Source organism: Streptomyces daqingensis (assembly GCF_014645895.1).
Taxonomy (GTDB): Bacteria; Actinomycetota; Actinomycetes; order Streptomycetales; family Streptomycetaceae; genus Streptomyces; species Streptomyces daqingensis.
Window position 1 is genome coordinate 142,137 of sequence record NZ_BMMP01000009.1, and the last position, 22,731, is coordinate 164,867.

Below are 22,731 nucleotides of genomic sequence, written 5' to 3' on the forward strand. Positions count from 1 at the left end.
CGCCGTCGGTCTGCGCCCGGTACGCCGCCCGTCCTGGCGGCGGGGCCCCTTCCCCGAGGGGCCGGTATGCGGTGCCCGCGCCGAGGAGCCGGGGGCTGCGCGATCAGGGCCGTGACGTCTCCGTTCACAGCGGCCCCGGCGATTCCGTCCACGTCAGACGCCCCCGTCCACGTCAGACGCCGCGCAGCAGCACGGCCAGCCCGTTCTCGACGTCCAGTTCGCCGTGCTCCTGGCCGGCGGGCACCACGTCGTAGGCGCGCAGCAGGAACCGCCGCAGGTCGGCGCTCGCGAACTCGACCACTGCGACGCCCTCCTCGGAGAGCAGTTCGACGACGGTGCGGGAGCCGTCCCGCGGCCAGACGTGCACGTCCCCCTCGCCCGCGGGCTCCCGCAGGCCGGTGTCGAGGAGGTCGCGGGCGAAGGCCCAGGCGACCTCGGTGCCGTCGAGGGAGGCGTCCGCGGGGAAGACCAGCCGCACCGCGAGCGGATCCGTCCCGTCGTAGCGGAGGCGGGCGCCGAAGTAGCGATCGGCGGGCGGTTCCGCGATCAGCCGGGCCGTCACGGGGTGATCGAAGACTGCGGACATCCTCTGCTCCTCTGTCGTCGGGCGGCTGGCCGCTCAGAACTGGGTTGCCCCTTCTCGCTGCTAGACGCGCGAGGAGGCGAAACGTCACTTGAAAACCCGGGTGAGCTACGCCACAGAGTCCGTTTTGGGAGTGAACGACCGCCCCCCCGGACGTGAATTCCCCCAGACGCGTCTACCCGCCCGGGCGCCTGTCCAAGGTTCGCGGCGCCGATCGATCCTCGCGGCCGGACCGCTCCAGCCACGACGGCGCTCTTGCAATCAGTTTGCAGTAAGGCCCTATCATCGAACGGTTTGCACGTACGGGAACCACTATCCGGATCGAGAAGCGGAGCGGCGATATGCATGTCCCCGACGGATTCTTCGACGCCCCTGTCTCGGCGGCCGCGGGAGTGGCGGCGGCGGGGGCGGTCGCCCTCTCGCTGCGCGGTGCCCGCCGCGAACTGAGCGGCGGAGGCGGCGCCGCCGAACCGAGCTCCGCCGTGGGCGGGGAGCGCACGGCGCCGCTGGCCGGACTGGTGGCCGCCTTCATCTTCGCCGTGCAGATGCTCAACTTCCCCGTCGCGGCCGGAACCAGCGGACACCTGCTCGGCGGGGCGCTCGCCGCGATACTCGTGGGGCCCTTCACGGGGGTGCTCTGCGTCTCGGTCGTCCTGCTGATGCAGGGCCTGCTCTTCGCGGACGGCGGACTCACCGCGCTGGGCGTGAACATCGTCCTCATGGGCGTGGTCACGGTCGTCGTCGCGTACGGGCTGCTCCGCGGGCTGCTGCGTGTCCTGCCCCGCAGCCGCGGCAGCGTCACAGCCGCCTCCTTCGTCGCCGCCCTGGTGTCGGTGCCCGCCTCCGCGATCGCGTTCACCGGGCTCTACGCCCTCGGCGGCACCGCCGACGTGTCCCTGGGCAAGGTCTTCGCCGCGATGGCGAGCGTGCATGTGCTGATCGGCATCGGCGAGGCGGTCATCACGGCCGCCACGGTGGGCGCGGTCATCTCCGTCCGGCCCGATCTCGTCCACGGGGCGCGGGAGTTGGCGTCCGGTCCGCTGAAGCTGCGCACCGTCGAGGTCGCCACTCCCGGCGGCGGCGCCGCGGGGACGGCCGGCGGTCCCGCCCCCGCTGCCGCGACGGCCGAGTCCGCCGCCCCGGCTGCCGCGCCGGCTCCCGCCGCACCCAGGAGCAACCGGCGGATGTGGCTGGGCGGCCTGCTGGCCACGGTGCTCTGCGCGGGCGTCGTCAGCTTCTACGCCTCCGCGAGCCCCGACGGCCTGGAGAAGGTCGCGGCGGACAACGGCATCGACGAGAAGGCGCGCGACCACGACGCCGCGGGCTCCCCGCTCGCCGACTACGGATTCGCGGACATCGCCGACGCGCGCCTCTCCGGCGGCCTGGCGGGAACCATCGGCGTCGGCGTGACCCTCGCAGTGGGCAGCGGCGTCTTCGTGGCCGTGCGCCGCAGGCAGCCCGAGGACGCCCCGTCGGGCGCGGACACCGGCGGCACCACCGCAGGCACCGCCCGTACCGGCACATGAGCACGCGCCACGCGGGCCACGCCCACAAGCTCTACCTGCACACCCACTCGCCGGTGCACGCCCTCCCCGCGCACTGCAAACTCGCCGCCGTCTTCGCGTTCGTCCTCCTCGTCGTCGCGACGCCCCGCGAGGCGGTGTGGGCCTTCGGGCTGTACGCGCTGCTGCTCGCGGCGGTCGCCGCGGCGGCGCGGGTGCCGTACGGGCATCTGCTCAAGAGGATGCTGATCGAGGTGCCGTTCGTCGGTTTCGCGGTGCTGATGCCGTTCGTCGCGGAGGGCCCGTACACGGAACTGGGCGGCGTGCCGGGGCTGTCCGGGGTCTCCCTCTCGGTGTCCGGGCTGTGGAGCGCCTGGAACATCCTCGCCAAGGGGACGCTGGGCGTCGCCGCGTCCGTCCTGCTCGCCTCCACGACGGAGCTGCGCGAACTCCTCCTCGGCCTGCAGAAACTGCGGCTACCGCCGCTGCTGGTGCAGATCGCCTCCTTCATGGTCCGCTACGGCGACGTCATCGCGGACGAGATGCGGCGGATGCGCGTCGCCCGCCTGTCCCGGGGGTTCCGCGCCACGGGCGTACGGCAGTGGGGCGTCCTCGCCAAGTCGGCGGGGGCGCTGTTCATCCGCTCCTACGAGCGCGGGGAACGCGTCCACCTGGCCATGGTCAGCCGCGGCTACACCGGCACGATGCCCGTTCTCGACGAGGCCGCCGCGACGCGTGCCCAGTGGGGCGGTGCCGCGGCCCTCCCGCTCGCGGCGCTCGCGGTGTGTCTGCTGGGATGGGCGCTGTGACGCGCACCGACAGCACCGGCGCACGCAGCCCGCAGCCCGCGGACGGCCCGCCGCCCTCCCTCCAGGTCTCCGGCCTCGCCTACGCCTATCCGGACGGCCATCAGGCCCTCTTCGGCGTCGACTTGACCGTCCGGCGAGGTGAACGCGTGGCGCTGCTCGGCCCCAACGGGGCCGGCAAGACCACGCTCGTGCTGCACCTCAACGGCATCCTCACCGCCGGAGCGGGCTCCGTGAGCGTCGCGGGGCTGCCCCTGGAGCCGCGGAACGTCGCCGAGATCAGGCGCCGCGTCGGCATCGTCTTCCAGGACCCCGACGACCAGCTCTTCATGCCGACGGTCCGGGAGGACGTCGCCTTCGGGCCCGCCACGGCGGGACTGCGCGGCGAGGAGCTGGCCTCGCGGGTCCGGCACGCGCTGGAGCAGGTCGGCATGGAGGAGCACGCGGACCGGCCGCCGCACCACCTGTCCTTCGGCCAGCGCCGCCGGGTGGCCGTGGCGACGGTGCTGGCCATGCGCCCGGAGATCCTCGTGCTGGACGAGCCGTCCTCCAACCTCGACCCGGCCTCCCGCCGCGAACTGGCCGACATCCTGAGCACGTTGGACGTCACGGTGCTCATGGTCACGCACGATCTGCCGTACGCCCTGCAGCTCTGCCCCCGTTCCGTGGTGCTGAGCGGCGGCGTGATCGCCGCCGACGGGGGTACACAGCAACTCCTGTGCGACGAAGGGCTGATGGCGCGGCACCGTCTGGAACTGCCCTTCGGCTTCGACCCCGGATCGGTGACGGTCCCGGGGCGGTAGCACCATGTAGGTGCACAGGAAGACGGTACGAGCGGACGGACGAGGGCGTGAGCGCGCAGAACGCTGAGAACGCGGATGACGCTGTGGACGTCCGGGGCGAGGTGGCGGACGGGTACGAACCGGTCCGTGAGGCGTTCGCCGAGAACTTCCGCACGCGCGGGGAGACCGGCGCCGCGCTGACGGTCCACCGCGAGGGACGGATCGTCGTCGACCTGTGGGCCGGCGCCACGAACGCGGATCCTCACGCGGCGAGCGGGCCGCAGGCGGACGGCGGGCCGGAGGCGGACGGCGGGGCCTGGCAGCCCGGCACCGCGGCCGTCGTGCGCTCCGCCTCCAAGGGCCCGGCGGCGGCCGTGCTCCATCTGCTGCACCAGCGGGGCCAGTTGGACCTGGACGCGCCCGTGGCGACCTACTGGCCGGAGTTCAAGGCCAACGGCAAGGACCGGCTCCTCGTCCGCCACGTGCTCGCGCACCGCGGAGGGCTGCCCGCGCTGGACGTCCCGCTCACCCCGGAGCAGGCCTACGACGGGACCAGCGGCCCCGCCGCCCTGGCCGCGCAGGCGCCCGACTGGGAGCCCGGCACGGCGCACGGCTACCACCCGCACACCTACGGCTGGCTGCTCGGCGAGCTCGTGCAGCGCGCCACGGGCCGTCCGCTGGGCCGCTGGTTCGCGGAGGAAGTGGCGCGGCCCCTGGGGCTCGACATCTGGTTCGGCCTCCCCGACGCCGGGCACGGTCCGCCCGGCCTCGCGCGCCTCGCCGACGTGCCCACCCCCGAGCCGTCCGCCACTGCAGGGCTGCGGGTGCGGCCCAAGCGTGAGGTCACCGAGGCCTACGGCGACCCCGCCTCGCTGACGAGGCGGGCCTTCGACTCCATAGACCCGCGTCCCGACGAGAACAGTCCCGCGTGCCTCGCAGCCGGGCTCCCCGGCTCGGGGGCAGTCGCCACGGCGCGCTCGCTCTCCCGCTTCTACGCCGCGCTCATCGGCCCGCTGCCCGACGCCGGACGCACTCCCGGAGGACCGCACGGAGCCGGGCCCGCGGCGGGACCGGAGACCGCTCGCACGGCCGTCGCGGAACGGCGGACGGCCCGGAGCGTACAGGCGTCCCAGAAGCGGCTGTTCACGCCCGCGACGCTCACCCAGGCACGCTCGCAGGAGTCGAGCGGACCGGACCGGGTGCTGGTCGTCAACTCCCGCTTCGGGCTGGGATTCATGCTGCACAGCCCCTCGGCGCCGATGCTGGCCCAGGGCTCGTTCGGCCACCCGGGACGCGGCGGTTCGCTGGCTTTCGCCGACCCCGAGTCGGGCACGGCCGTCGCGTACGTCACCGCCGCCATGCAGCGCTCGGTGACGTCGGACCCGCGTACGCACGCCGTGGTACGGGCCCTGAGGGCCTGCCTGTAGGGCGGCTCCGCCGCAGGGGCGGACGCCGCACGCGTCCGCGTGCCCGGCGGGCAACGCCCGCGGTCAGTCCCGCAGCCGGGCCCACACGACGTTGCCGCGCGTGACGGGCGACGCCGCCGCGCCCCAGCTCTCGGACAGCGCCTCGACGATGTGGAGCCCCCGGCCGCCCTCCTTCTCCGCCGTCGGTGTGCGGCGGCACGGAGCACGGCTGCCGGAGTCGTCGTCGTGGACCTCCAACTGCACCCCGCCGTACGGCGAGGAGGTGGCGGCGCACACGATCCAGCTGCTGTCTGTGTGCTTCACGGCGTTCGTGGCCAGCTCCGAGATGACGAGAGCCGCCTGTTCTCGTAAATCGGGGCAGACGCCCCGATCGCGGAGCCAGCGGTCCAGGGCATGGCGGGCCCGGGGGACGCTGACGTCCTCGGCCGGCAGCCGGAGCGCGTGTGAATCCGTGGTCGTGTCGGACGGATGGCGCGTTGGGAGGTGCGTGGGGGGCACGCTCAAGGGGAGCACGGAGTTCACTATGAGCGCTGCGGTCTTCAACTCGCAAGCTTCCTTCTGATAATTTCAGAGTGAAGACCCGGTGGAGAGACGGAAGTTGACGCCCCGACAGATGTCGGACACTGTCAGCGTCGCTGTGAACGAGAACCGCTGTCAGACGCCGATCCCCGGAGGTGGGGCGTGACTGATGCACTGCCGAGTGGGTCGAGTGCCCCCACAGTGCTGCGCATCATCCTCGGAAAGCGGCTCAAGGAGCTGCGCGAGGGATCGGGCGTCCGCGTCGACGACGCCGCCAAGGCCCTTCGGGTCAACCACCTGACGATCAGGCGCATGGAGAACGCGCAGGTCGGCCTCAAAGTCCCGTACGTCAAGGAGCTGTTGAGGCTCTACGGCGTCGGCGACGCGGAGATCGGCGAGTTCATCTCGATGGCCGAGCAGGCCAACGCGCCCGGCTGGTGGTACCCGTTCCGCGACGCGCTGCCGGACTGGTTCCGGGCGTACGTCAGCCTGGAGACGGACGCCCAGGTGATCCGCGTCTACGAACCCCACTACGTCACCGGCCTCCTGCAGACACGCGACTACGCGCGCGCCGTCATACGAGCGGGCTTCCCCAACGCGCCCGAAGAGGCGCTGGAGCACCGCGTGGACCTGCGCGTGCGCCGCCAGGCGCTGCTGGAGCAGCCGGACGCCCCGACGCTGTGGGTGGTGCTCGAAGAGGCGGCGCTGCGGCGGGACGTGGGCGGCGCGGAGGTCATGCGGGGCCAGATGGACCGGCTCATCGAGGCGGCCGGGGACCCCAGCATCACGCTGCGGATCGTCCCCATGGCCGCGGGGGCCCACCCGGCCACGGGTGGCCATCTGACCTATTTCCGCTTCCGCGAACGGGAGTTGCAGGACATCGTCTATACCGAGGTGGGGCTCACCAGCGCCGTCTACCTGGACCAGAGACCCGACGTGGTCACGCATCTGGAGGCGCTGACCCGCGTCTCGCTGCTGGCCGCCGAGTACGTGCCCGACCCGCAGACGTACTTGATGAACCTGCGCAAGGAGTACGCCAGATGACCGTCCCCGCACCGGAGCCCGGGTCGCGCACCGGCTGAGGGTGGCCGAGCGGCCCGCGGGCGGAACGCCGGCCGGCCGCCGGCCGGAGCCCGCACCGGGGGACAGCGGGGGAGCAGTACCGAAGCAGCACCGAGAACCACGAGGACGAGCGCCCGACCAGCGCGGATCCCAGCACCATCCCCGGATCCACAGACCAATCCGACCGGTCGCGCGGAGCACGCGCCGTGTGCTCCCGCGGCCCGCAGGCAGAAAAGGGATGAACGATGACCACGTCCGGCAAGCCGGAGATCGACACCAGCAGGCCGCACTCTGCCCGGATGTACGACTACTACCTCGGCGGCAAGGACTGGTATCCCGTCGACGAGGAAGCCGCCGAGAAGGTGCTGACGGTCTGCCCGCAGATCCGTCTCACCGCGGAGACGAACCGCTCGTTCATGCACCGGGCGACGCGGATCCTCGCCTCCGAGCACGGCGTCCGGCAGTTCGTCGACATCGGCACCGGCATCCCCACCTCGCCCAACCTGCACCAGGTCGCACAGGGCGTGGCGCCGGACGCGCGCGTCGTCTACGCCGACCACGACGCCACGGTGCTCGAGTACGCCCACGTCCTGATGCGCAGCTCGCCGGAGGGCCGCACGGCCTACATCAGCGCCGACATCCGCGAGGACGACATCCTCGGATCGCCTCAGCTGCGCGAGATCGTCGACCTCGACGAGCCGGTGGCGCTCTCCCTCGTCGCGCTCCTGCACTTCGTCCCCGACGAGAACAAGCCGTACGAGATCGTCCGCGGTCTGGTCGACCGGCTCGCTCCCGGCAGCTTCCTCGTCCTCTCGCACTGCACCACCGACTTCGACGCCGCCGCCTGGCAGGGCGTGAAGAAGGTCTACGACGCGGGCGGCACGACGGTGCAGCTCCGCTCCCACCGCGAGGTCGGGCTCTTCTTCGACGGCCTGGAGCTGCTCGACCCCGGTGTGACCGCCGCCCACGAGTGGCGCCCCGACGAGGGCCAGGGACTCGACGCCGACGCCGAGCAGCTGCGCAGCGCCACGCTCTACGCGGGCGTGGGCAGGAAGCCGTGAACGCCCCGGTGAGCAAGGGCTCACCGGGGCCCGGACGCGGGCCGACGCCGCAGCAGCTGGAGGCGGCCCGCATCCGTGCCCGTACGACGGGGGAGAGCCTGGAACGGGTCCTCGCGGTCTTCATGGGCGCGGGCCGGTACGGGAGCGAGGCCGCAGCGGCGTCCCCGCACGCCGGAAACCTCCCGGCGCCCGGCACGTACGGGGAGTCCGAACACCTGGCGCCCGTCCTCCCGTTCAAGCGGGCGGGCCGCGACGGCACCCCGAGCCCGGGCGGCGACGGCGAGCAGAAGGACTGATCCCCGCCCTGACGCGCCCGCCTCCGCACCGGCCCCGGCGCCCGCCGCCGGACGGCTCTCGCCGTCCGGCGGGGTACGGCGTTAACCTCGCCCGATGCGGCGATTCGAGGGTTACGCGGTGCTGGTGACCGCGGCCGGGCAGGGGATCGGCGCGGCCGTCTCCCGCCGGCTGGCGGCAGAGGGAGCCAGGGTGCTTGTGACGGACGTGGACGGAGAGCGGGCCGAACGAGCAGCGGAGGAGATCCGCGACGCCGCGGGCGGACAGGACGCCGCCGGCGGCCACGCGGAGGCCCTCGCCTGCGACGTGCGCGACCGGGACAGTGTCGAGGCCGCGGTGGCGCATGCCGTCGAGCGGTTCGGCCGGCTGGACGTCCTCGTCAGCAACGCCTACTCCTGCCATCCCGACGTGGAGCTGCTGGAGGACGAGCCCGACGGGAGCTGGGAACAGGACATCGACACCACCCTCACCGGAGCCTTCCGCTGCGCACGGGCCGCGATGCCCCACCTGGCGGCCGCGGGCGGCCGCGGCGCGATCGTCCACATCGGCTCGGTCAACGGCCTCCAGGACTTCGGCAACCACGCCTACAGCGCGGCCAAGGCGGGCCTGACGAGCCTCACCCGCACGCTGGCCGGGGCCGGCGGGCCCCGAGGGGTGCGCGTCAACCTCGTCGCCCCCGGGACGGTCCGCACCGCGGCGTGGTCCGGCCGCGACGAGGTGCTGGAACGCCTCGGCGAGGTCTACCCGCTCGGCCGCGTCGGCAGCCCGGACGACATCGCCGCCGCCGTCGCCTTCCTCGCATCGGCCGACGCGGCGTGGATCACGGGCGTCACCCTGCCCGTCGACGGCGGCATCACGTCCGTCAACTCGGGCTTCCGGCAGGTGGTTCGGGACGACGGAGGCGCCGGGACGTGACCCCGGCCGCCGGGATCGGGCCGGCGGGCCTCAGCCCTGGCGCACGACCGTCGCTCCGGGGGCGGGGCCCGTGGCGGTGCGTGCGGTACGGCAGTGACCCGAGGCCCGCAGCGTGGCCGCCACGGCCTCGGCGGAGGCGGCGTCCTCGGTGAGGAACGCGCACGTCGGGCCCGAGCCGGACACGAGAGCGGCCAGCGCGCCGGCGGCCTCACCGGCCTTGAGGGTGTCGGCGAGCGAGGGGCGCAGCGAGACGGCCGCCGCCTGGAGGTCGTTGGAGAGGGCGTCCGCGAGAGCGCGGGCGTCACCGCCGCGCAGCGCCTCCAGCAGCGCCCCCGACGCCTCCGGCTCCGGGACCGCCTCCACGGTCGCGCCTCCGCCGCCGGCCTCGCGCAGCCTGTCGCATTCGCGGTAGACGGCGGGCGTGGAGAGGCCGCCGTCGGCGACGGCGAACACCCAGTGGAAGGCGCCGCCGGTCTCCAGGGGCGTCAGCAGCTCGCCCCGTCCGCGTCCCAGCGCGGCGCCGCCCACGAGGGAGAAGGGGACGTCCGAACCCAACTCCGCGCACATGGCGAGAAGTTCGTCCCGAGACGTGGCCGTGCCCCACAGGGCGTCGCAGGCGACCAGCGCGCCCGCCGCGTCGGCGCTGCCGCCGGCCATGCCTCCCGCGACGGGGATGTCCTTGGCGATGTGCAGCCGCACGTCGGGGGCCAGGCCGTGCCGGGAGGCGAGCAGCCGCGCGGCACGGACGGCCAGGTTGCTCTCGTCCAGGGGTACTTGGGCAGCGTCGGCGCCCTCGGCGGTGACCTGCGGGCCGTCCGCGGGGAACGCGGTGACCTCGTCGTACAGGCCGACGGCGAGGAAGACGTTCGCCAGGCCGTGGAAGCCGTCCGGCCGCAGACCCCCCACGGAGAGCTGGACGTTGACCTTCGCGGGCACCCTCACCGTCACGTACCCGGCGCCGTTCACGTGCTCGGCGTCATTCACGCGGCTGTCTCCCTGTGCTGTGCGTGCTGCTCGGCGACCGCGGCGAACTCCTCGACGGTCAGCGCCTCGCCCCGCGCCTGCGGTGAGACCCCCGCCCGGGTCAGCGCCTCCTCGGCGGCCGCCGCCGACCCCGCCCAGCCGGAGAGCGCCGAGCGCAGCGTCTTGCGGCGCTGCGCGAACGCCGCGTCGACGACGGCGAAGACCTCCTCGCGTCGCGCGCTCGTGCGCGGAGGGTCCCTCCGCACGAGCGAGACGAGCCCGGAGTCGACGTTCGGTGCGGGCCAGAAGACGCTGCGCCCGATGGCGCCGGCCCGCTTGACGTCGCAGTACCAGGCGGCCTTGACCGAAGGGACGCCGTAGACCTTCGAACCGGGCGGCGCCGCGAGCCGGTCCGCGACCTCCGACTGCACCATGACGAGGACCCGTTGCAGCGTCGGGAACGTGGCCAGCATGTGCAGCAGCACCGGAACGGCCACGTTGTAGGGGAGGTTGGCGACCAGTGCGGTCGGCGGAGGGCCGGGCAGCGCGTCCACCTGCATCGCGTCCGCGTGCACGAGCGTGAAGTCGTCCGCGCGCCGCGGCAGCCGGGCCCGTACCGTCCCGGGAAGGGCGGCCGCCAGCTGGTCGTCGACCTCGACCGCGGTCACGTGCCGCGCGGCCTGCAGCAGCGCGAGCGTCAGCGAACCGAGGCCCGGGCCGACCTCCAGGACGGTGTCGTCCGCGCGCACGTCGGCGGTGCGGACGATGCGGCGCACGGTGTTGGCGTCGATGACGAAGTTCTGCCCCCGCTGCTTGGTGGGCCGCAGCCCCAGCGTCTCCGCGAGTTCGCGGACGTCGGAGGGGCCGAGCAGGGCGTCCGCCCCGCCGCTGCCTTCCTGCGGCACGGGGGCGGGACCGGCACCGGGGCCGGATCCGGAACTGCCGCTCTCGCCGCCGGCTCCGGAACCGGTGGCGCGGTCTGGGCCGTGGCCGGGGGCGGGGACTGCGTTCACCGCGCCAGTTTACGGCCGCAGTAAGGCCACGGACTCGCCCCCTGCGATACGTAGAGCTTCTTGGCCCGGTACGTCTGCTCCCCCGGCGGCGCGTGCTCGGGACGGCCGCTTCCGCCCAGGCCGTTCCACGTGCTGTGGTCGAGCTGGTACAGCCCTCCGTGGTGTCCGGAGGCGTCGACGGCGCCGGGCCTGCCGCCCGACTCGCACTGCGCGAGGGCGGCCCAGTTCAGATGGTCCGCACCGGGCACGGACAGGGGGCTCGTGCCCACGCGGACGATCTGCTCGCGGGGGCGCCGCAGCACCTCCACGGCGATGCGCCGCGGCTTCTCACGCACCCCGTCGACGGTGCGGAGCCGGTAGGTGACCCGCCGCAGGCCGGGCCTCCCCGCCCGGGAGACGACCTCGGTGCCCCGCAGCAGCGTGGGGTCCGCCTGCCGCACCGTCTTGAACGGGATGTGCTCCTCCTTGACCTTCTCCCGGCCGGTGACCCGCATGACGGTGACGGTCTGCCCCTCGCGGGGGAAGCTGTCGATCGGCGCCGACGTCGCGTCCAGGCCGCCGAGTTCGATGCCCGCGTCCCCGAGCGCTTCGAGCACCGTGGCGGCGTTCGTCGAGACCGTCTTCTCACGCCCGTCGGCGAGGAACGTGATGCTCCGCTCGGTTACCACCTCCAGGGTGATGCCGTCCTGCCCGATCCGGGCGTCGGGAGCGGTCGAAAGCCGCGCGCCCTCGGTGCGGACGCCGAGCTGCCGCAGCGCGCCCGTGACGGTGGCGGCCGTCGTCCACACCCTGCTGCGGTCGCCGTCGAGGGTGAGGTCGATGCGCCGGCCGTGCCGTACGGCGACCTTCTCCCCGTCGGCGATGGCGTGCCGCGGAGAAGGCCCGACCTCGTCGTGGCCGCCGACGGGCACGTCCTGCTCGTCGAGGAGTTCACCGACGTCGTCGGCGAAGGTGTGGACGGTACGCGCCTGCCCGTCGACGGTGAGATGCACCGTCTTGTCGTGTGCGACGAAAGCGGTCGTGCCGCCCGCGAGGAAGGCGACGACGAGGGCCTGCGGCACCAATCGGCGGAGCGTCTCGGGCCGCTGGGCCGCTCTGCGGGCGCGTTCGGCGCGGCGGGCGGCGGCCCGTCCGCCCGCGGGGCGCACCACCGGCCCGCCGGACGCGGGAGCCGCCTCCGTACGCGGGCGTGCGGTGCGCGCCGGGCGCGGGACATCGCCGGACCCGGACCCGGACCCGAATCCGGGAACGGGGCGGGAGACGGAGCGGGAGCGCGGCGTGCTCGCGGGTCGCGCGCCGGGCGGAGCCGCCGGTGCGGATGCCGGAGCTGGTGCGGTGGCTGCCCGGGCCTGCACGCCGGACGGGCGCCGGGCCTCGTACGAGGGCCGGTACGTGTCGTCGGGGTTCCGCTCGTAACCGCCGGGAGCGGGGGAGGACGGCGTGCGGTCCGGCTGGAGACGGCCGGGAGGCTGCGCGTACACCGGCGGGACGTACATCGCGGGACGCCCGGGACGCACGGAGTGCCCGCGCGGCGGGGGACCGTATCCCTGCTCCGGTACGCGCGGCACGGTTGCGGCCTGCACGCGTGTCAGGCGCTCCGCCCGGCGCACCGCGCGGTGACTTCCCTGCGACTGCGACTGGCTCAACGACGCACTCCAACTTCCGGCGGGATGTCGCGCGGACTGTAGCCGGAGTCGCGTCACTCTCCAAAGCGGCGTCACTACACAGAGTTGTCTTCGCGTGAATTCGGCGCGCCTCAGGGGCTGTTCGTCAATAGCCGAAGGCCCGCGCGGTGTTGACGGCAACGTGCTCTGCCAGGGCGTCTTCCGACATCCCCTTCGTCTCCGCCATCGCGCGCAGCGTGACCGGAACGAGGTAAGGCGCGTTAGGCCGTCCGCGGTACGGCACCGGCGTCAGGAAGGGCGCATCGGTCTCCACGAGCACCAGTTCCGCGGGGGCGACGGCGAGCGCGTCCCGCAGCGGCTGCGCGTTCTTGAAGGTGACGTTCCCCGCGAAGGACATGAACCAGCCCCTCGCCGCGCAGTGCCGCGCCATCTCCGCGTCGCCGGAGTAGCAGTGGAAGACGGTGCGCTCCGGGGCGCCTTCCTCGTCGAGGATGCGCAGCACGTCGTCGTGGGCGTCCCGGTCGTGGATGACGAGGGCGCGCCCCAGCCGCTTGGCGATGGCGATGTGCGCGCGGAACGAGTACTGCTGGGCCTCGACGCCCTCCTCGCCCGTCCGGAAGTAGTCCAGGCCCGTCTCTCCCACGGCGAGCACCTCGGGCAGCGCCGCGAGCTTCTCGATCTCGGCGAGAGCCGCGTCCAGGGCGGCCCGGTCGCCCACGCGCGGCGCCTCGTTGGGATGCAGCGCGACGGCGGCGTGCACCGACGGGAACGCGGCGGCCGTCTCCGCGGCCCACCGCGAGCGTTCCAGGTCGCACCCGACCTGCACGAGCGTGGTCACCCCGACCGAGGCCGCCGCCGCGACGGCCTCCTCGACCGACGGCTCCTGCATGTCGAGGTGGGTGTGCGAGTCGGCGACCGGCACGCGGAGCGGCTCGGGCAGCGGAGGTGCGGGCTGCTGCGAGGAATTGGGCATGCCCGCGATCCTAGGACGTGGCTACGCGGCGCTGCCCGGCCCGTCCTGCCCGGACGGTGCGGCCCGCTCGGTGCGGCACCTCAGCACGTCACCGTCCCGTCCCGCCGTCCGGAGAAGCGCAAGCCCGTGCGGGGCCGCGCCGGGTCCCTCGCGCTTGTCCGGCGGCTTCTCCGCGGCGGTTGTCCGGCCCGGGGAGCTCCGGGATTCGCCGCGCGTCAGCGGGTCCGCCCGCGACGGTGTTTCCGGGAACGGGGACGGCGCGGACGTCCCCGTTCCCGGTGACGGCCTTCCCGGTGACGTGCGCGGTTTCACAGGCGGCCGGGCGCCGGCGACTCTTCCCGCACGCATGATCCGCAATTGGCGACCGTCGCAATTCCCGCACGCCGGGTGCTTGATCGGCGAGGGAACGCGTTTCCCGTCCGCGTGACGCCGCGAACGGGGGCGCCGTCGGGATATTCGAGATGCCTGATCCGTATCGCTGTTCCCAGCCGTATCCGCACCTCATGCGGGCGAAGGAGTACGCCTCGTGGGCTGTCGTTCCGGAGCGGTCCGCGGCGCACCTATTTCCGGCAGGTGGGTCCACTCCCAGTGGACTCCTCGCCGGAGGGAAAGGCGCCTGGCGTGCCCGGAATCCGAGGAGAACTCGGGCCGCACCGTGGTGCGGACGCCCACCGGCCGTGCTCCGCGCGTCCGTCGGCTCTCCGGCCCGCCCGCGCCCCGCCCGGCGGCAGGCCTCTACGAGGCGCCACCGGACGCCCCCGGCGAAGTCGCCGCCGGCGCAACCTTCTTCGCGGCCACCACCGCGTCGAACACCTCGCGTTTCGGCACGCCGGCGTCCTTCGCGACGGCGGCGATCGCCTCCTTGCGGCGCTCGCCCGCCTCCTCGCGGACGGCCACCCTGCCCGCCAGCTCCGCCGCGTCCAGCTGCCGTCCGTCCTCCCGCGCCGCGCCCTCCACGACGACGGTGATCTCTCCGCGCACGCCGGCCGCGGCCCACTCCGCCAGCTCGCCGAGCGGCCCGCGGCGGACCTCCTCGTACGTCTTCGTCAGCTCCCTGCACACCGCCGCACGGCGGCCGGGGCCGAACACCTCCGCCATCGCCGTCAGAGCGGCCTCCAGCCGGTGCGGGGACTCGAAGTAGACCAGCGTGCGCCGCTCGTCCGCGGCCTCCTGCAGCCGGGCCTGCCGCTCTCCGCCCTTGCGCGGCAGGAAGCCCTCGAAGCAGAACCGGTCGACGGGCAGCCCCGACAGTGCCAGCGCCGTCAGCACCGCCGACGGCCCCGGAACCGCCGTGACGGCGATGCCCCGCTCCACCGCAGCCGCCACCAGCCGGTACCCCGGGTCGGACACCGACGGCATGCCGGCGTCCGTCACCAGCAGCACCCGCGCGCCGTCGGCGAGGGCGTCCGCCAGCTCCGGGGTGCGGGCGGCCTCGTTGCCCTCGAAGTAGGAGACGATCCGGCCCCCGGGCCGCACCTCCAGCGCCTGCGTGAGCCGCCGCAGCCGCCGGGTGTCCTCGGCGGCGACGATGTCCGCGGCGGCGATCTCGCGGGCGAGACGCGGCGGCGCGTCCGCGACGTCCCCGATGGGCGTTCCGGCGAGTACGAGCGTTCCAGTCACCCCGCCATCCTCCCAGCCCGCCGCGGAGCGCCGGACCGCGCGGACCCCTGGCCGGAGGCATCCGGCGGCGGGCCGCCGGGCCGGATCCGCGTGCGGAGCGCTGCGCGTGTTCCCGTGCGGCCACCCCCGCGGGGGACCGTTCCCTACGATGGCCCGGTGACGACCAGTGACACCGCGGCAGACGTCCCACGCGCGGAGACCCCGGAGGCCGCGCCGACATGGCAGGCCCGGCTCCGCGGCTTCGGCTACGCGGGACGCTCGCGTGTCGGCACCCGCGAGCGGCTTGTGCCGCCCTTCCCCGCGCCGGACGGGCGCATCGGCGCCCTCTTCGGTCTCTCGCCGCACGCCGCGGCCCGCCTCGCGCACTGGGCGGCATGGGGCGGTCCGCTGCTGGTCGCGCTGCTGGCGGGGGTGCTGCGCTTCTGGGAGCTCGGCTCCCCGCACGCCGTGATATTCGACGAGACGTACTACGCCAAGGACGCCTGGTCCCTCTTCCAGTACGGCTACGAGGGCAGCTGGCCGGACAAGGCCAACGACCGCATCCTCGCCACCCCCCAGCGGATCCCGCTGTCACCGGAGGGCGCGTACGTCGTCCACCCGCCCGTCGGGAAGTGGACGATCGGGCTCGGCGAGTGGCTCTTCGGGCTGAACCCCTTCGGCTGGCGCTTCATGACGGCCGTGCTCGGCACGCTGTCCGTGCTGATGCTGTGCCGCATCGGGCGGCGCCTGTTCCGCTCCACCGCCCTCGGCTGCCTCGCGGGGCTGCTGATGGCCGTCGACGGGCTGCACTTCGTCATGAGCCGCGCCGCGCTGCTGGACCTGGTGCTGATGTTCTGGGTGCTGGCCGCCTTCGGCTGCCTGCTGATCGACCGGGACCGCACCCGCGCGGCCCTCGCCCGCGCGCTGCCCCCGGACGATCCGCCCCACCCGCTCGACCCACCGTCCGGGCCGGGCCCGGCCGCTGTCCGCCCCGACCCGGAGACCGGCGCCCGCTTCGGGTTCGGCCTGCGCCCGTGGCGGCTCCTCGCCGGGCTCTGCCTGGGCCTCGGCTGCGCCACGAAGTGGAACGGCCTGTACATCCTCGCCGCGTTCGGGCTCCTCACCGTCCTGTGGGACATGGGCGCCCGCCGCACGGCCGGAGCGCCCCGCCCCCTCGCGGCGATGCTGCGGCGTGACTCCCTCCCGGCGTTCGCGTCCCTCGTCGTGGTGTCGCTGGGCACGTACGTCGCGTCCTGGTCCGGCTGGTTCGCCACCTCGGGCGGCTACTTCCGCGACTGGGCGGACAAGGCGGGCGCGGCCGGCCCGTGGGGCTGGCTGCCGGGGCCGCTGCGCAGCCTCTGGCACTACGAGGCGGAGGTCTACGAGTTCCACGTGGGCCTCACCTCCGGCCACACCTACGAGTCCAACCCCTGGAGCTGGCTCGTACTGGGCCGTCCCGTCTCCTACTTCTACGAGTCGCCCAAGGCCGGCAAGGACGGCTGCACCGCGCAGGGCGAGGACTGCGCCCGGGAAGTCCTCGCCCTGGGGACGCCGCTGCTGTGGTGGGCGGCCTGCTTCGCCCTGCTCTACGTCCTCTACCGCTGGTTCTTCCGGCGGGACTGGCGTGCGGGGGCCGTGCTGTGCGGCGTCGCAGCCGGTTATCTGCCCTGGTTCATGTACCAGGAGCGGACCATTTTCCTTTTCTACGCGGTCGTCTTCGTGCCGTTCCTGTGTCTTGCCGTGACCATGATGATCGGCGCGCTCGCCGGACCGCCGGGAGTGGGGGAACGCAGACGGACCGCGGGAATCGTCGGCGCGGGCGTACTGGTGCTGCTCATCGTGTGGAACTTCGTGTATTTCTGGCCCCTCTACACGGGGCAGCCGATTCCCATGGGGGAGTGGCGGCAGCGCATGTGGTTCGACACCTGGATCTGACCGCCCGACTCCCCTGTGCGTAGGGTGTGTTCGGCTTCCGTAGTCTCGATCCGGTGATTATTCGAATCCGCTTCCCGGCCATATGCGCCCTAACGGGGATACCAGGGGCACGTGATGTTGCCCTAGTGCTCTAGGGTGCCTCGCACGGTCCTTGGCGCGTCGGCTGAGGCGGGGTGGAGGGGCAGAATCTCTAATGCGTGACACTCAGAAGATGGCGTTGATCGGGGGCGCCGCCGCAGTCGTCGTCGCGGCCACCGGCTTCGGCGTCTACGCCCTCGTCGGAGGTGACGACAAGGGCGGTAAGGGAGGCGTCGCCTCGTCCGACGGGAAGGGTCCCGGCGAGACCGAGGCCGGGCCGCCCAGCGCGGCGGAGGTCCGTACCACGGCGAAGCGCTTCCTCGCGGCCTGGTCCTCCGGGGACCCGGCGAAGGCCGCGAAGCTCACCGACGACGCCGCCGCCGCGGCGAAGGAGCTGAAGGGGTACCGCGACGAGGCCCACGTCTCCAAGGTCGGCCTGGCGCAGGGTTCCGCCTCGGGGACGAAGGTGCCCTTCGACGTCAACGCCCAGGTCGCGTACCAGCAGTCCCGCGCCACCTGGAACTACAGCTCCTCCCTCGAGGTCAAGCGCGACAAGAAGAGCGGCGAGGCAGTCGTCGACTGGAAGCCGACGGTGATCAACCCGAAGCTGAAGGACGGCCAGTCGGTCAGGACGGGCAAGGCGGGCACCCCGCCGATCAAGGCCGTCGACCGCAACGGCGCCCCGCTCACCAAGGAAGCGCACCCGATGCTCGCCGGCGTCCTCGACGACCTCCGCAAGCGCTACGGCGACAAGACGGACGGCACCCCCGGTGTCGAGACCCGCATCGTCGACGCCAAGGGCAAGGACACCGGCACCACCCTGCGTACCCTCTCCAAGGGCCGGCCCGGCACCCTCAAGACCACGCTCGACAAGGACGTGCAGACCGCCGCCGAGCAGGCGGTCAAGGGCAAGGCGAAGGCGGGTGCCGTCGCCCTCAAGCCCAGCACCGGCGAAGTGCTCGCCGTCGCCAACTCGCCCGCGGACGGCTTCAACACGGCGCTGCGCGGCTCCCTCGCGCCCGGCTCCACGATGAAGGTCGTCTCCAGCGCCATGCTCCTGGACAAGGGCCTCGCGTCGCCCGGCAAGGAGCACCCCTGCCCCAAGTTCCACACCTACGGCGGCTGGAAGTTCCAGAACGACGACAAGTTCGAGATCGAGAACGGCACGTTCGCGCAGAGCTTCGCCCGCTCCTGCAACACCGCGTTCATCACCCAGGCCGAGAAGCTCGACGACGGCGACCTGGGCAAGGAGGCCCGCGAGGTCTTCGGCATCGGCCAGAACTGGCAGGTGGGCACCGGCACCTTCGACGGCAGCGTCCCCACCCAGTCGGACGCGCAGATGGCGGCCTCCCTCATCGGGCAGGGCGCGGTCCGCATGAACCCGCTCAACATGGCCTCCGTCGCGGCGACCGTCCAGAACGGCACGTTCAAGCAGCCGCTGATCGTCTCGCCGTCGCTGGACGACCGCACGATCGCCAAGGCGAGCCGGGCCATGAAGCCGCAGACGCAGGCGGACCTGAAGAGCCTGATGCAGCTGACGGCAGCGAGCGGCACCGCCGCCAAGCCCATGGCGGGCCTCAGCGGTGACGTCGGCGCCAAGACGGGCTCCGCGGAGGTCGACGGCCAGAAGAAGCCCAACGCCTGGTTCACCGCGTACAGGGGCGACCTCGCGGCGGCGGCGGTCGTTCCGGCCTCGGGCCACGGCAGCGACAACGCGGGACCGGTCGTCCGCCAGATCCTGGACGCCTCGGCCGGCTGACCCGCTGCGGTGCCCTGCGAGGCACCGCGGCAGGCGCGCACGCACAGCGGGCGGCGCTCCCTCAACGGGGCGCCGCCCGCGGCGCGTTGCCCGCCGCCCGCGCCCCAAGGTGCGTACTGCCTGCGCCCCGCGTCGCTCGCCGTCCCGGCCCCGCGTGCGTGCCGTGAGCGCGGGGCGGCCGGAACCGCTTCGCCCGCGCCGCCCTCCGGCAGGTAGCGTCGCCCGCATGACGAAGGCTCCTTCAGCGCACCCGCGGTTCGCCGCCGCCCTCGCGGCGTTGGGCCCGATCGCCTCGCCGGGACGGCCTCCGGGCGACGTCGAGATCCGCGCCTTCCCCGAGGCCACCCGCACCGCAGCCCAGGCCGCCGAGGCCGTCGGCTGCGAGCTCAGCCAGATCGTCAAGTCCCTGGTCTTCGCCGCGGACGGCGAACCCGTCCTCGTCCTGATGGACGGCGCCTCGCGCGTCGACGTGCGCCTCGTGCGGGACGAGCTGGACGCCCGGAGCGTGCAGCGCGCCGACGCCGGCCTGGTACGCGAGGCGACGGGCTACGCGATCGGGGGCGTCCCGCCCTTCGGGCACGTCACGACGATGCGGGTGCTCGCCGACCGCCGGCTGCTCGGCCACGAGGTCGTATGGGCCGCCGCGGGCACGCCCCACACCGTCTTCGCGCTCGACCCCCGGACGCTGATCGCCCACGCCGGCGGCTCCGTCGTGGACGTACGCGAGCAGAGCGCCGACGTGCCGTGACACCGCTGGTCGTCGCGGCCGTCCTGGCCGCCGCGGTCACCCACGCCTCGTGGAACGCGCTGGCGCACCACATCGAGGACCAGCTCATCGCCTTCACCCTCGTGGGGACGGGCGGAGCGCTCTGCGGGCTCGCGCTGGCGTTCGCCGGCCCCCTGCCCGCCGCCGCGGCGTGGCCGCCGCTGCTGCTCTCCGCGGTGCTGCACGTCGTCTACCAGCTGTTGCTGATGCGGTCGTTCGGGCTCGGCGACTTCGGGCAGATGTATCCGATCGCCCGCGGCACCGCCCCGCTCGTCGTGACCGTCCTCGCCGCCGTCTTCCTGCACGAGTGGCCCGGCGCCTGGCAGACGGCCGGTGTGGCCGTCGCCGCCGCGGGGCTGCTGGGCGTCGCGCTGTGGGGGATCCGCAGGGAGCGCCCCGCCGGCGGCTCGGAACAGGAGCGGCCGGGACGCTCCTCCCGGGCGGGCAGCAGGCTGCCCGCGCTGACCGCCGCCGTGGCCACGGGCCTGGCCATCGCCTCCTACACCGTCGTCGACGGGGCAGGCGTGCGCGCTTCGGGCTCCGCGGTGAGCTACGTCGCGTGGCTGATGCTCCTGGAGGGCGTCCCCATCCCTCTCTACACGCTCCTCACCCGGCGCCGCGAGCTCGGCCCCGCGATCCGTCCCGTCGCGGTGCGCGGACTGACGGCGGGCGCCCTCTCCGTCGTCGCATACGGGCTGGTGCTGTGGGCGCAGACCCGGGCGCCCCTGGCGCCCGTCGCCGCGCTGCGCGAGTCCTCGATCATCGCGGGCGCGGCCATAGGGGCGCTGTTCTTCAAGGAGCGCTTCGGGGCGCCGCGCGTGGCCGCGTCCATGCTGATGGTCGGCGGCATCGCCCTGATGCTGCACGGGAGTTGAGCACTCCGGACGCATTGCCGCCCTTGCCGGACGCACCCCGCCTGTCCCGGCCCGTACGCCAAGCGCCCGCCCCACCGGCCGCTCCTCACCGCCGTCCACCGGCCCGCACGGGCTCCGGCGGGCGCACCCGCCGGAGCCTCCGGGCACCTCAGTACCCTGGAGGGCTGATGCCGGAGCTCACCGCGTCCGGCGCCCGGTGGGGCCCCCGCGCCGAAGGCCGGGGGAAGCACGCATGACAGGAGTGAAATGGCCGTCAACCTCGTCAATCTGGAAGCCGTGGGCAAGGTCTACGGCACCCGGGCGCTGCTCGACGGTGTGTCCCTCGGGGTGAGCGAGGGCGACCGGATCGGCGTCGTCGGGCGGAACGGGGACGGCAAGACCACCTTGATCCGGCTGCTGTCGAAGCTGGAGGATGCGGACGCGGGCCGCGTGACCCACTCGGGAGGGCTGCGGCTGGGAGTCCTGACGCAGCACGACTCGCTCGACCCCGCCGCGACCGTACGGCACGAGGTCGTCGGCGACATGGCCGACCACGAGTGGGCGGGCGACGCGAAGATCCGCGACGTGCTGACGGGACTCTTCGGCGGCCTCGACCTCCCCGGCTTCCCCCAGGGCCTCGACACGGTCATCGGCCCGCTCTCCGGCGGGGAGCGCCGCCGTATCGCCCTGGCCCAGCTCCTCATCGCCGAACAGGATCTGATCGTCCTCGACGAGCCCACCAACCACCTCGACGTGGAGGGCATCGCCTGGCTGGCCCGGCATCTGCGCTCACGCCGCTCGTCGCTCGTCTGCGTCACGCACGACCGCTGGTTCCTCGACCAGGTGTGCACCCGCATGTGGGACGTCCAGCGCGGCGCGGTCCACGAGTACGAAGGCGGCTACTCCGACTACGTCTTCGCACGCGCCGAGCGGGAGCGCATCGCCGCCCAGGAGGAGAGCAAGCGGCAGAACCTCATGCGCAAGGAGCTCGCCTGGTTGCGCCGCGGCGCACCCGCGCGCACCAGCAAGCCCCGGTTCCGCATCGAGGCGGCCAACGCCCTGATCGAGGGCGAACCGCCGCCCAGGGACACCGCCGAGCTGATGCGGTTCGCCAACTCCCGGCTGGGCAAGACCGTCTTCGACCTCGAGGACGTCTCCGTGCAGGCCGGCCCGAAGACGCTGCTGAAACACCTGACGTGGCAGCTCGGCCCGGGCGACCGGGTGGGTCTGGTCGGGGTCAACGGCTCGGGCAAGACGTCGCTGCTGCGGGCTCTGGCGGACACCGCGCGCAGCGGCGGCGAGGTGCAGTCGGAGCTGGTGGCGGGCGGACGCGTCAAGGTCGGCAGGACGGTGAAGCTGGCGTATCTCTCGCAGGAGGTCGCCGAGTTGGACCCGGGGAAGCGGGTGCTGGAGGCCGTCGAGCAGGTGCGCGGACGCGTCGACCTCGGCAAGGGCCGTGAGATGACCGCCTCCCAGCTGTGCGAGCGCTTCGGCTTCGTGAAGGAGAAGCAGTGGACGCCCGTCGGGGACCTCTCCGGCGGGGAGCGGCGCCGTCTGCAGATCCTGCGTCTGCTCATGGACGAGCCCAACGTGCTCTTCCTCGACGAGCCCACCAACGACCTCGACATCGAGACCCTGACGCAGCTCGAGGACCTCCTCGACGGCTGGGCGGGCTCGCTCGTCGTCATCTCGCACGACCGCTTCTTCCTGGAGCGCACCACAGACCGGGTCTTCGCGCTGCTGGGCGACGGCACGCTCCGCATGCTGCCGCGCGGCATCGACGAGTACCTGGAGAGGCGTGCCCGGCAGCGGGAGGCCGTGGCGGCGCCCGCGAAGTCGTCCGGCGGCGGGTCCGCGAGCTCCGGGGGCGCGGCATCGCCGGGGAGCGGTGCGTCGGGAGGTGCCGCGGCGAAGTCCGCTCCGGCGAAGCCGGCGGCGGCAGCCCGCGCGGAACAGAAGGAGATGCAGCGCATCGAGCGGCAGTTGGAGAAGATCGAGGAGAAGCAGTCCGCGCTGCACTCCGCGATGGCCGAGAGCGCGACGGACTTCGCGCGGGTAGCCGACCTCGACGCTGAGCTCCGCCAACTCGGCGGCCAGCGCGAGGAGTTGGAATCCCGCTGGCTGGAGCTCGCCGAAGGGCAGTGACACAGGGGGATCTTGAGGGCGCCGCGAGGGGCCCGAAGGTGCGTTAACGGCCGGGCAACGGCTCCGCATC

At 73.5% G+C, this 22,731-nt stretch carries 20 protein-coding genes; 13 read left to right on the plus strand and 7 right to left on the minus strand.

The window, feature by feature from the left end:
* Positions 1–172: 172 nt before the first annotated feature.
* A complete protein-coding gene (locus tag IEY56_RS15105) occupies positions 173–586 on the minus strand; it encodes an SsgA family sporulation/cell division regulator (RefSeq protein WP_189037699.1) in 414 nt (137 codons plus the stop codon).
* Positions 587–924: 338 nt separating this feature from the next.
* On the opposite strand from IEY56_RS15105, the gene IEY56_RS15110 reads away from it, so the two are divergent.
* The 4 genes from IEY56_RS15110 to IEY56_RS15125 are packed head-to-tail and all read left to right on the plus strand — an operon-like array spanning position 925 to position 5,100.
* Positions 925–2,109, plus strand: coding sequence for an energy-coupling factor ABC transporter permease (locus tag IEY56_RS15110; protein WP_189037700.1), 1,185 nt, complete (start codon positions 925–927; stop codon positions 2,107–2,109).
* Complete coding sequence (cbiQ, locus tag IEY56_RS15115) at positions 2,106–2,894, plus strand: cobalt ECF transporter T component CbiQ (protein ID WP_189037701.1); 789 nt, start codon at positions 2,106–2,108, stop codon at positions 2,892–2,894. Before IEY56_RS15110 ends, cbiQ begins: the two co-directional genes overlap by 4 nt.
* On the plus strand, positions 2,882–3,694 hold the full coding sequence (locus IEY56_RS15120; protein ID WP_189037702.1) for an energy-coupling factor ABC transporter ATP-binding protein: 813 nt from the start codon (positions 2,882–2,884) through the stop codon (positions 3,692–3,694). Before cbiQ ends, IEY56_RS15120 begins: the two co-directional genes overlap by 13 nt.
* A gap of 47 nt (positions 3,695–3,741) precedes the next feature.
* Positions 3,742–5,100: a serine hydrolase domain-containing protein gene (locus IEY56_RS15125; protein WP_229711915.1), complete on the plus strand. Its 1,359-nt coding sequence runs from the start codon at positions 3,742–3,744 to the stop codon at positions 5,098–5,100.
* A 63-nt stretch (positions 5,101–5,163) separates the two neighbouring features.
* Here the strand turns inward: IEY56_RS15125 and IEY56_RS15130 are convergent, their stop codons facing one another.
* A complete protein-coding gene (locus tag IEY56_RS15130) occupies positions 5,164–5,613 on the minus strand; it encodes an ATP-binding protein (protein ID WP_189037703.1) in 450 nt (149 codons plus the stop codon).
* A 168-nt stretch (positions 5,614–5,781) separates the two neighbouring features.
* On the opposite strand from IEY56_RS15130, the gene IEY56_RS15135 reads away from it, so the two are divergent.
* The 4 genes from IEY56_RS15135 (at position 5,782) to IEY56_RS15150 (ending at position 8,951) form a co-directional block, all read left to right on the plus strand.
* Positions 5,782–6,663 (plus strand): Sco1979 family transcriptional regulator, encoded by an 882-nt coding sequence (locus IEY56_RS15135; protein ID WP_189037704.1) that lies wholly within the window; start codon positions 5,782–5,784, stop codon positions 6,661–6,663.
* Between the two features lie 263 nt (positions 6,664–6,926).
* Positions 6,927–7,742 carry an SAM-dependent methyltransferase gene (locus IEY56_RS15140; RefSeq protein WP_189037705.1) on the plus strand — a complete coding sequence of 272 codons (816 nt, stop codon included), beginning with the start codon at positions 6,927–6,929 and terminating at the stop codon, positions 7,740–7,742.
* Positions 7,739–8,038 carry a hypothetical protein gene (locus IEY56_RS15145; RefSeq protein ID WP_189037706.1) on the plus strand — a complete coding sequence of 100 codons (300 nt, stop codon included), beginning with the start codon at positions 7,739–7,741 and terminating at the stop codon, positions 8,036–8,038. The genes IEY56_RS15140 and IEY56_RS15145 overlap by 4 nt, the downstream gene beginning before the upstream one ends.
* A gap of 94 nt (positions 8,039–8,132) precedes the next feature.
* Entirely contained in the window at positions 8,133–8,951 is an 819-nt protein-coding gene (locus tag IEY56_RS15150) for an SDR family NAD(P)-dependent oxidoreductase (protein ID WP_189037707.1), read from the plus strand.
* Positions 8,952–8,981: 30 nt separating this feature from the next.
* Here IEY56_RS15150 and IEY56_RS15155 read toward each other — a convergent pair whose 3' ends face one another.
* From IEY56_RS15155 to rsmI, 5 genes are all read right to left on the minus strand, one after another.
* Entirely contained in the window at positions 8,982–9,935 is a 954-nt protein-coding gene (locus IEY56_RS15155) for a 4-(cytidine 5'-diphospho)-2-C-methyl-D-erythritol kinase (RefSeq protein WP_229711916.1), read from the minus strand.
* The gene (gene rsmA / locus IEY56_RS15160; RefSeq protein ID WP_189037840.1) at positions 9,932–10,819 is read right to left on the minus strand and encodes a 16S rRNA (adenine(1518)-N(6)/adenine(1519)-N(6))-dimethyltransferase RsmA; all 888 of its coding nucleotides are present in this window, start codon (positions 10,817–10,819) and stop codon (positions 9,932–9,934) included. Before rsmA ends, IEY56_RS15155 begins: the two co-directional genes overlap by 4 nt.
* Before the next feature lie 104 nt (positions 10,820–10,923).
* Positions 10,924–12,423, minus strand: a complete 1,500-nt coding sequence (locus IEY56_RS15165; RefSeq protein ID WP_189037841.1) for a resuscitation-promoting factor — start codon at positions 12,421–12,423, stop codon at positions 10,924–10,926.
* Positions 12,424–12,697: 274 nt separating this feature from the next.
* A complete protein-coding gene (locus IEY56_RS15170) occupies positions 12,698–13,525 on the minus strand; it encodes a TatD family hydrolase (RefSeq protein WP_189037708.1) in 828 nt (275 codons plus the stop codon).
* A 735-nt stretch (positions 13,526–14,260) separates the two neighbouring features.
* Positions 14,261–15,145 carry a 16S rRNA (cytidine(1402)-2'-O)-methyltransferase gene (rsmI, locus tag IEY56_RS15175; protein ID WP_189037709.1) on the minus strand — a complete coding sequence of 295 codons (885 nt, stop codon included), beginning with the start codon at positions 15,143–15,145 and terminating at the stop codon, positions 14,261–14,263.
* 156 nt (positions 15,146–15,301) lie between these two features.
* On the opposite strand from rsmI, the gene IEY56_RS15180 reads away from it, so the two are divergent.
* The 5 genes from IEY56_RS15180 to IEY56_RS15200 all read left to right on the plus strand — a co-directional run bounded on the left by IEY56_RS15180 (position 15,302) and on the right by IEY56_RS15200 (position 22,661).
* Complete coding sequence (locus IEY56_RS15180; protein ID WP_189037710.1) at positions 15,302–17,059, plus strand: dolichyl-phosphate-mannose--protein mannosyltransferase; 1,758 nt, start codon at positions 15,302–15,304, stop codon at positions 17,057–17,059.
* Between the two features lie 193 nt (positions 17,060–17,252).
* Positions 17,253–18,896, plus strand: coding sequence for a penicillin-binding transpeptidase domain-containing protein (locus tag IEY56_RS15185; protein WP_189037711.1), 1,644 nt, complete (start codon positions 17,253–17,255; stop codon positions 18,894–18,896).
* Positions 18,897–19,122: 226 nt separating this feature from the next.
* Positions 19,123–19,644: a YbaK/EbsC family protein gene (locus IEY56_RS15190; protein WP_189037712.1), complete on the plus strand. Its 522-nt coding sequence runs from the start codon at positions 19,123–19,125 to the stop codon at positions 19,642–19,644.
* Positions 19,641–20,537, plus strand: coding sequence for an EamA family transporter (locus tag IEY56_RS15195; RefSeq protein ID WP_189037713.1), 897 nt, complete (start codon positions 19,641–19,643; stop codon positions 20,535–20,537). The genes IEY56_RS15190 and IEY56_RS15195 overlap by 4 nt, the downstream gene beginning before the upstream one ends.
* Positions 20,538–20,783: 246 nt before the next feature.
* Entirely contained in the window at positions 20,784–22,661 is a 1,878-nt protein-coding gene (locus tag IEY56_RS15200) for an ABC-F family ATP-binding cassette domain-containing protein (RefSeq protein ID WP_189037714.1), read from the plus strand.
* The last annotated feature ends 70 nt before the right edge of the window (positions 22,662–22,731 follow it).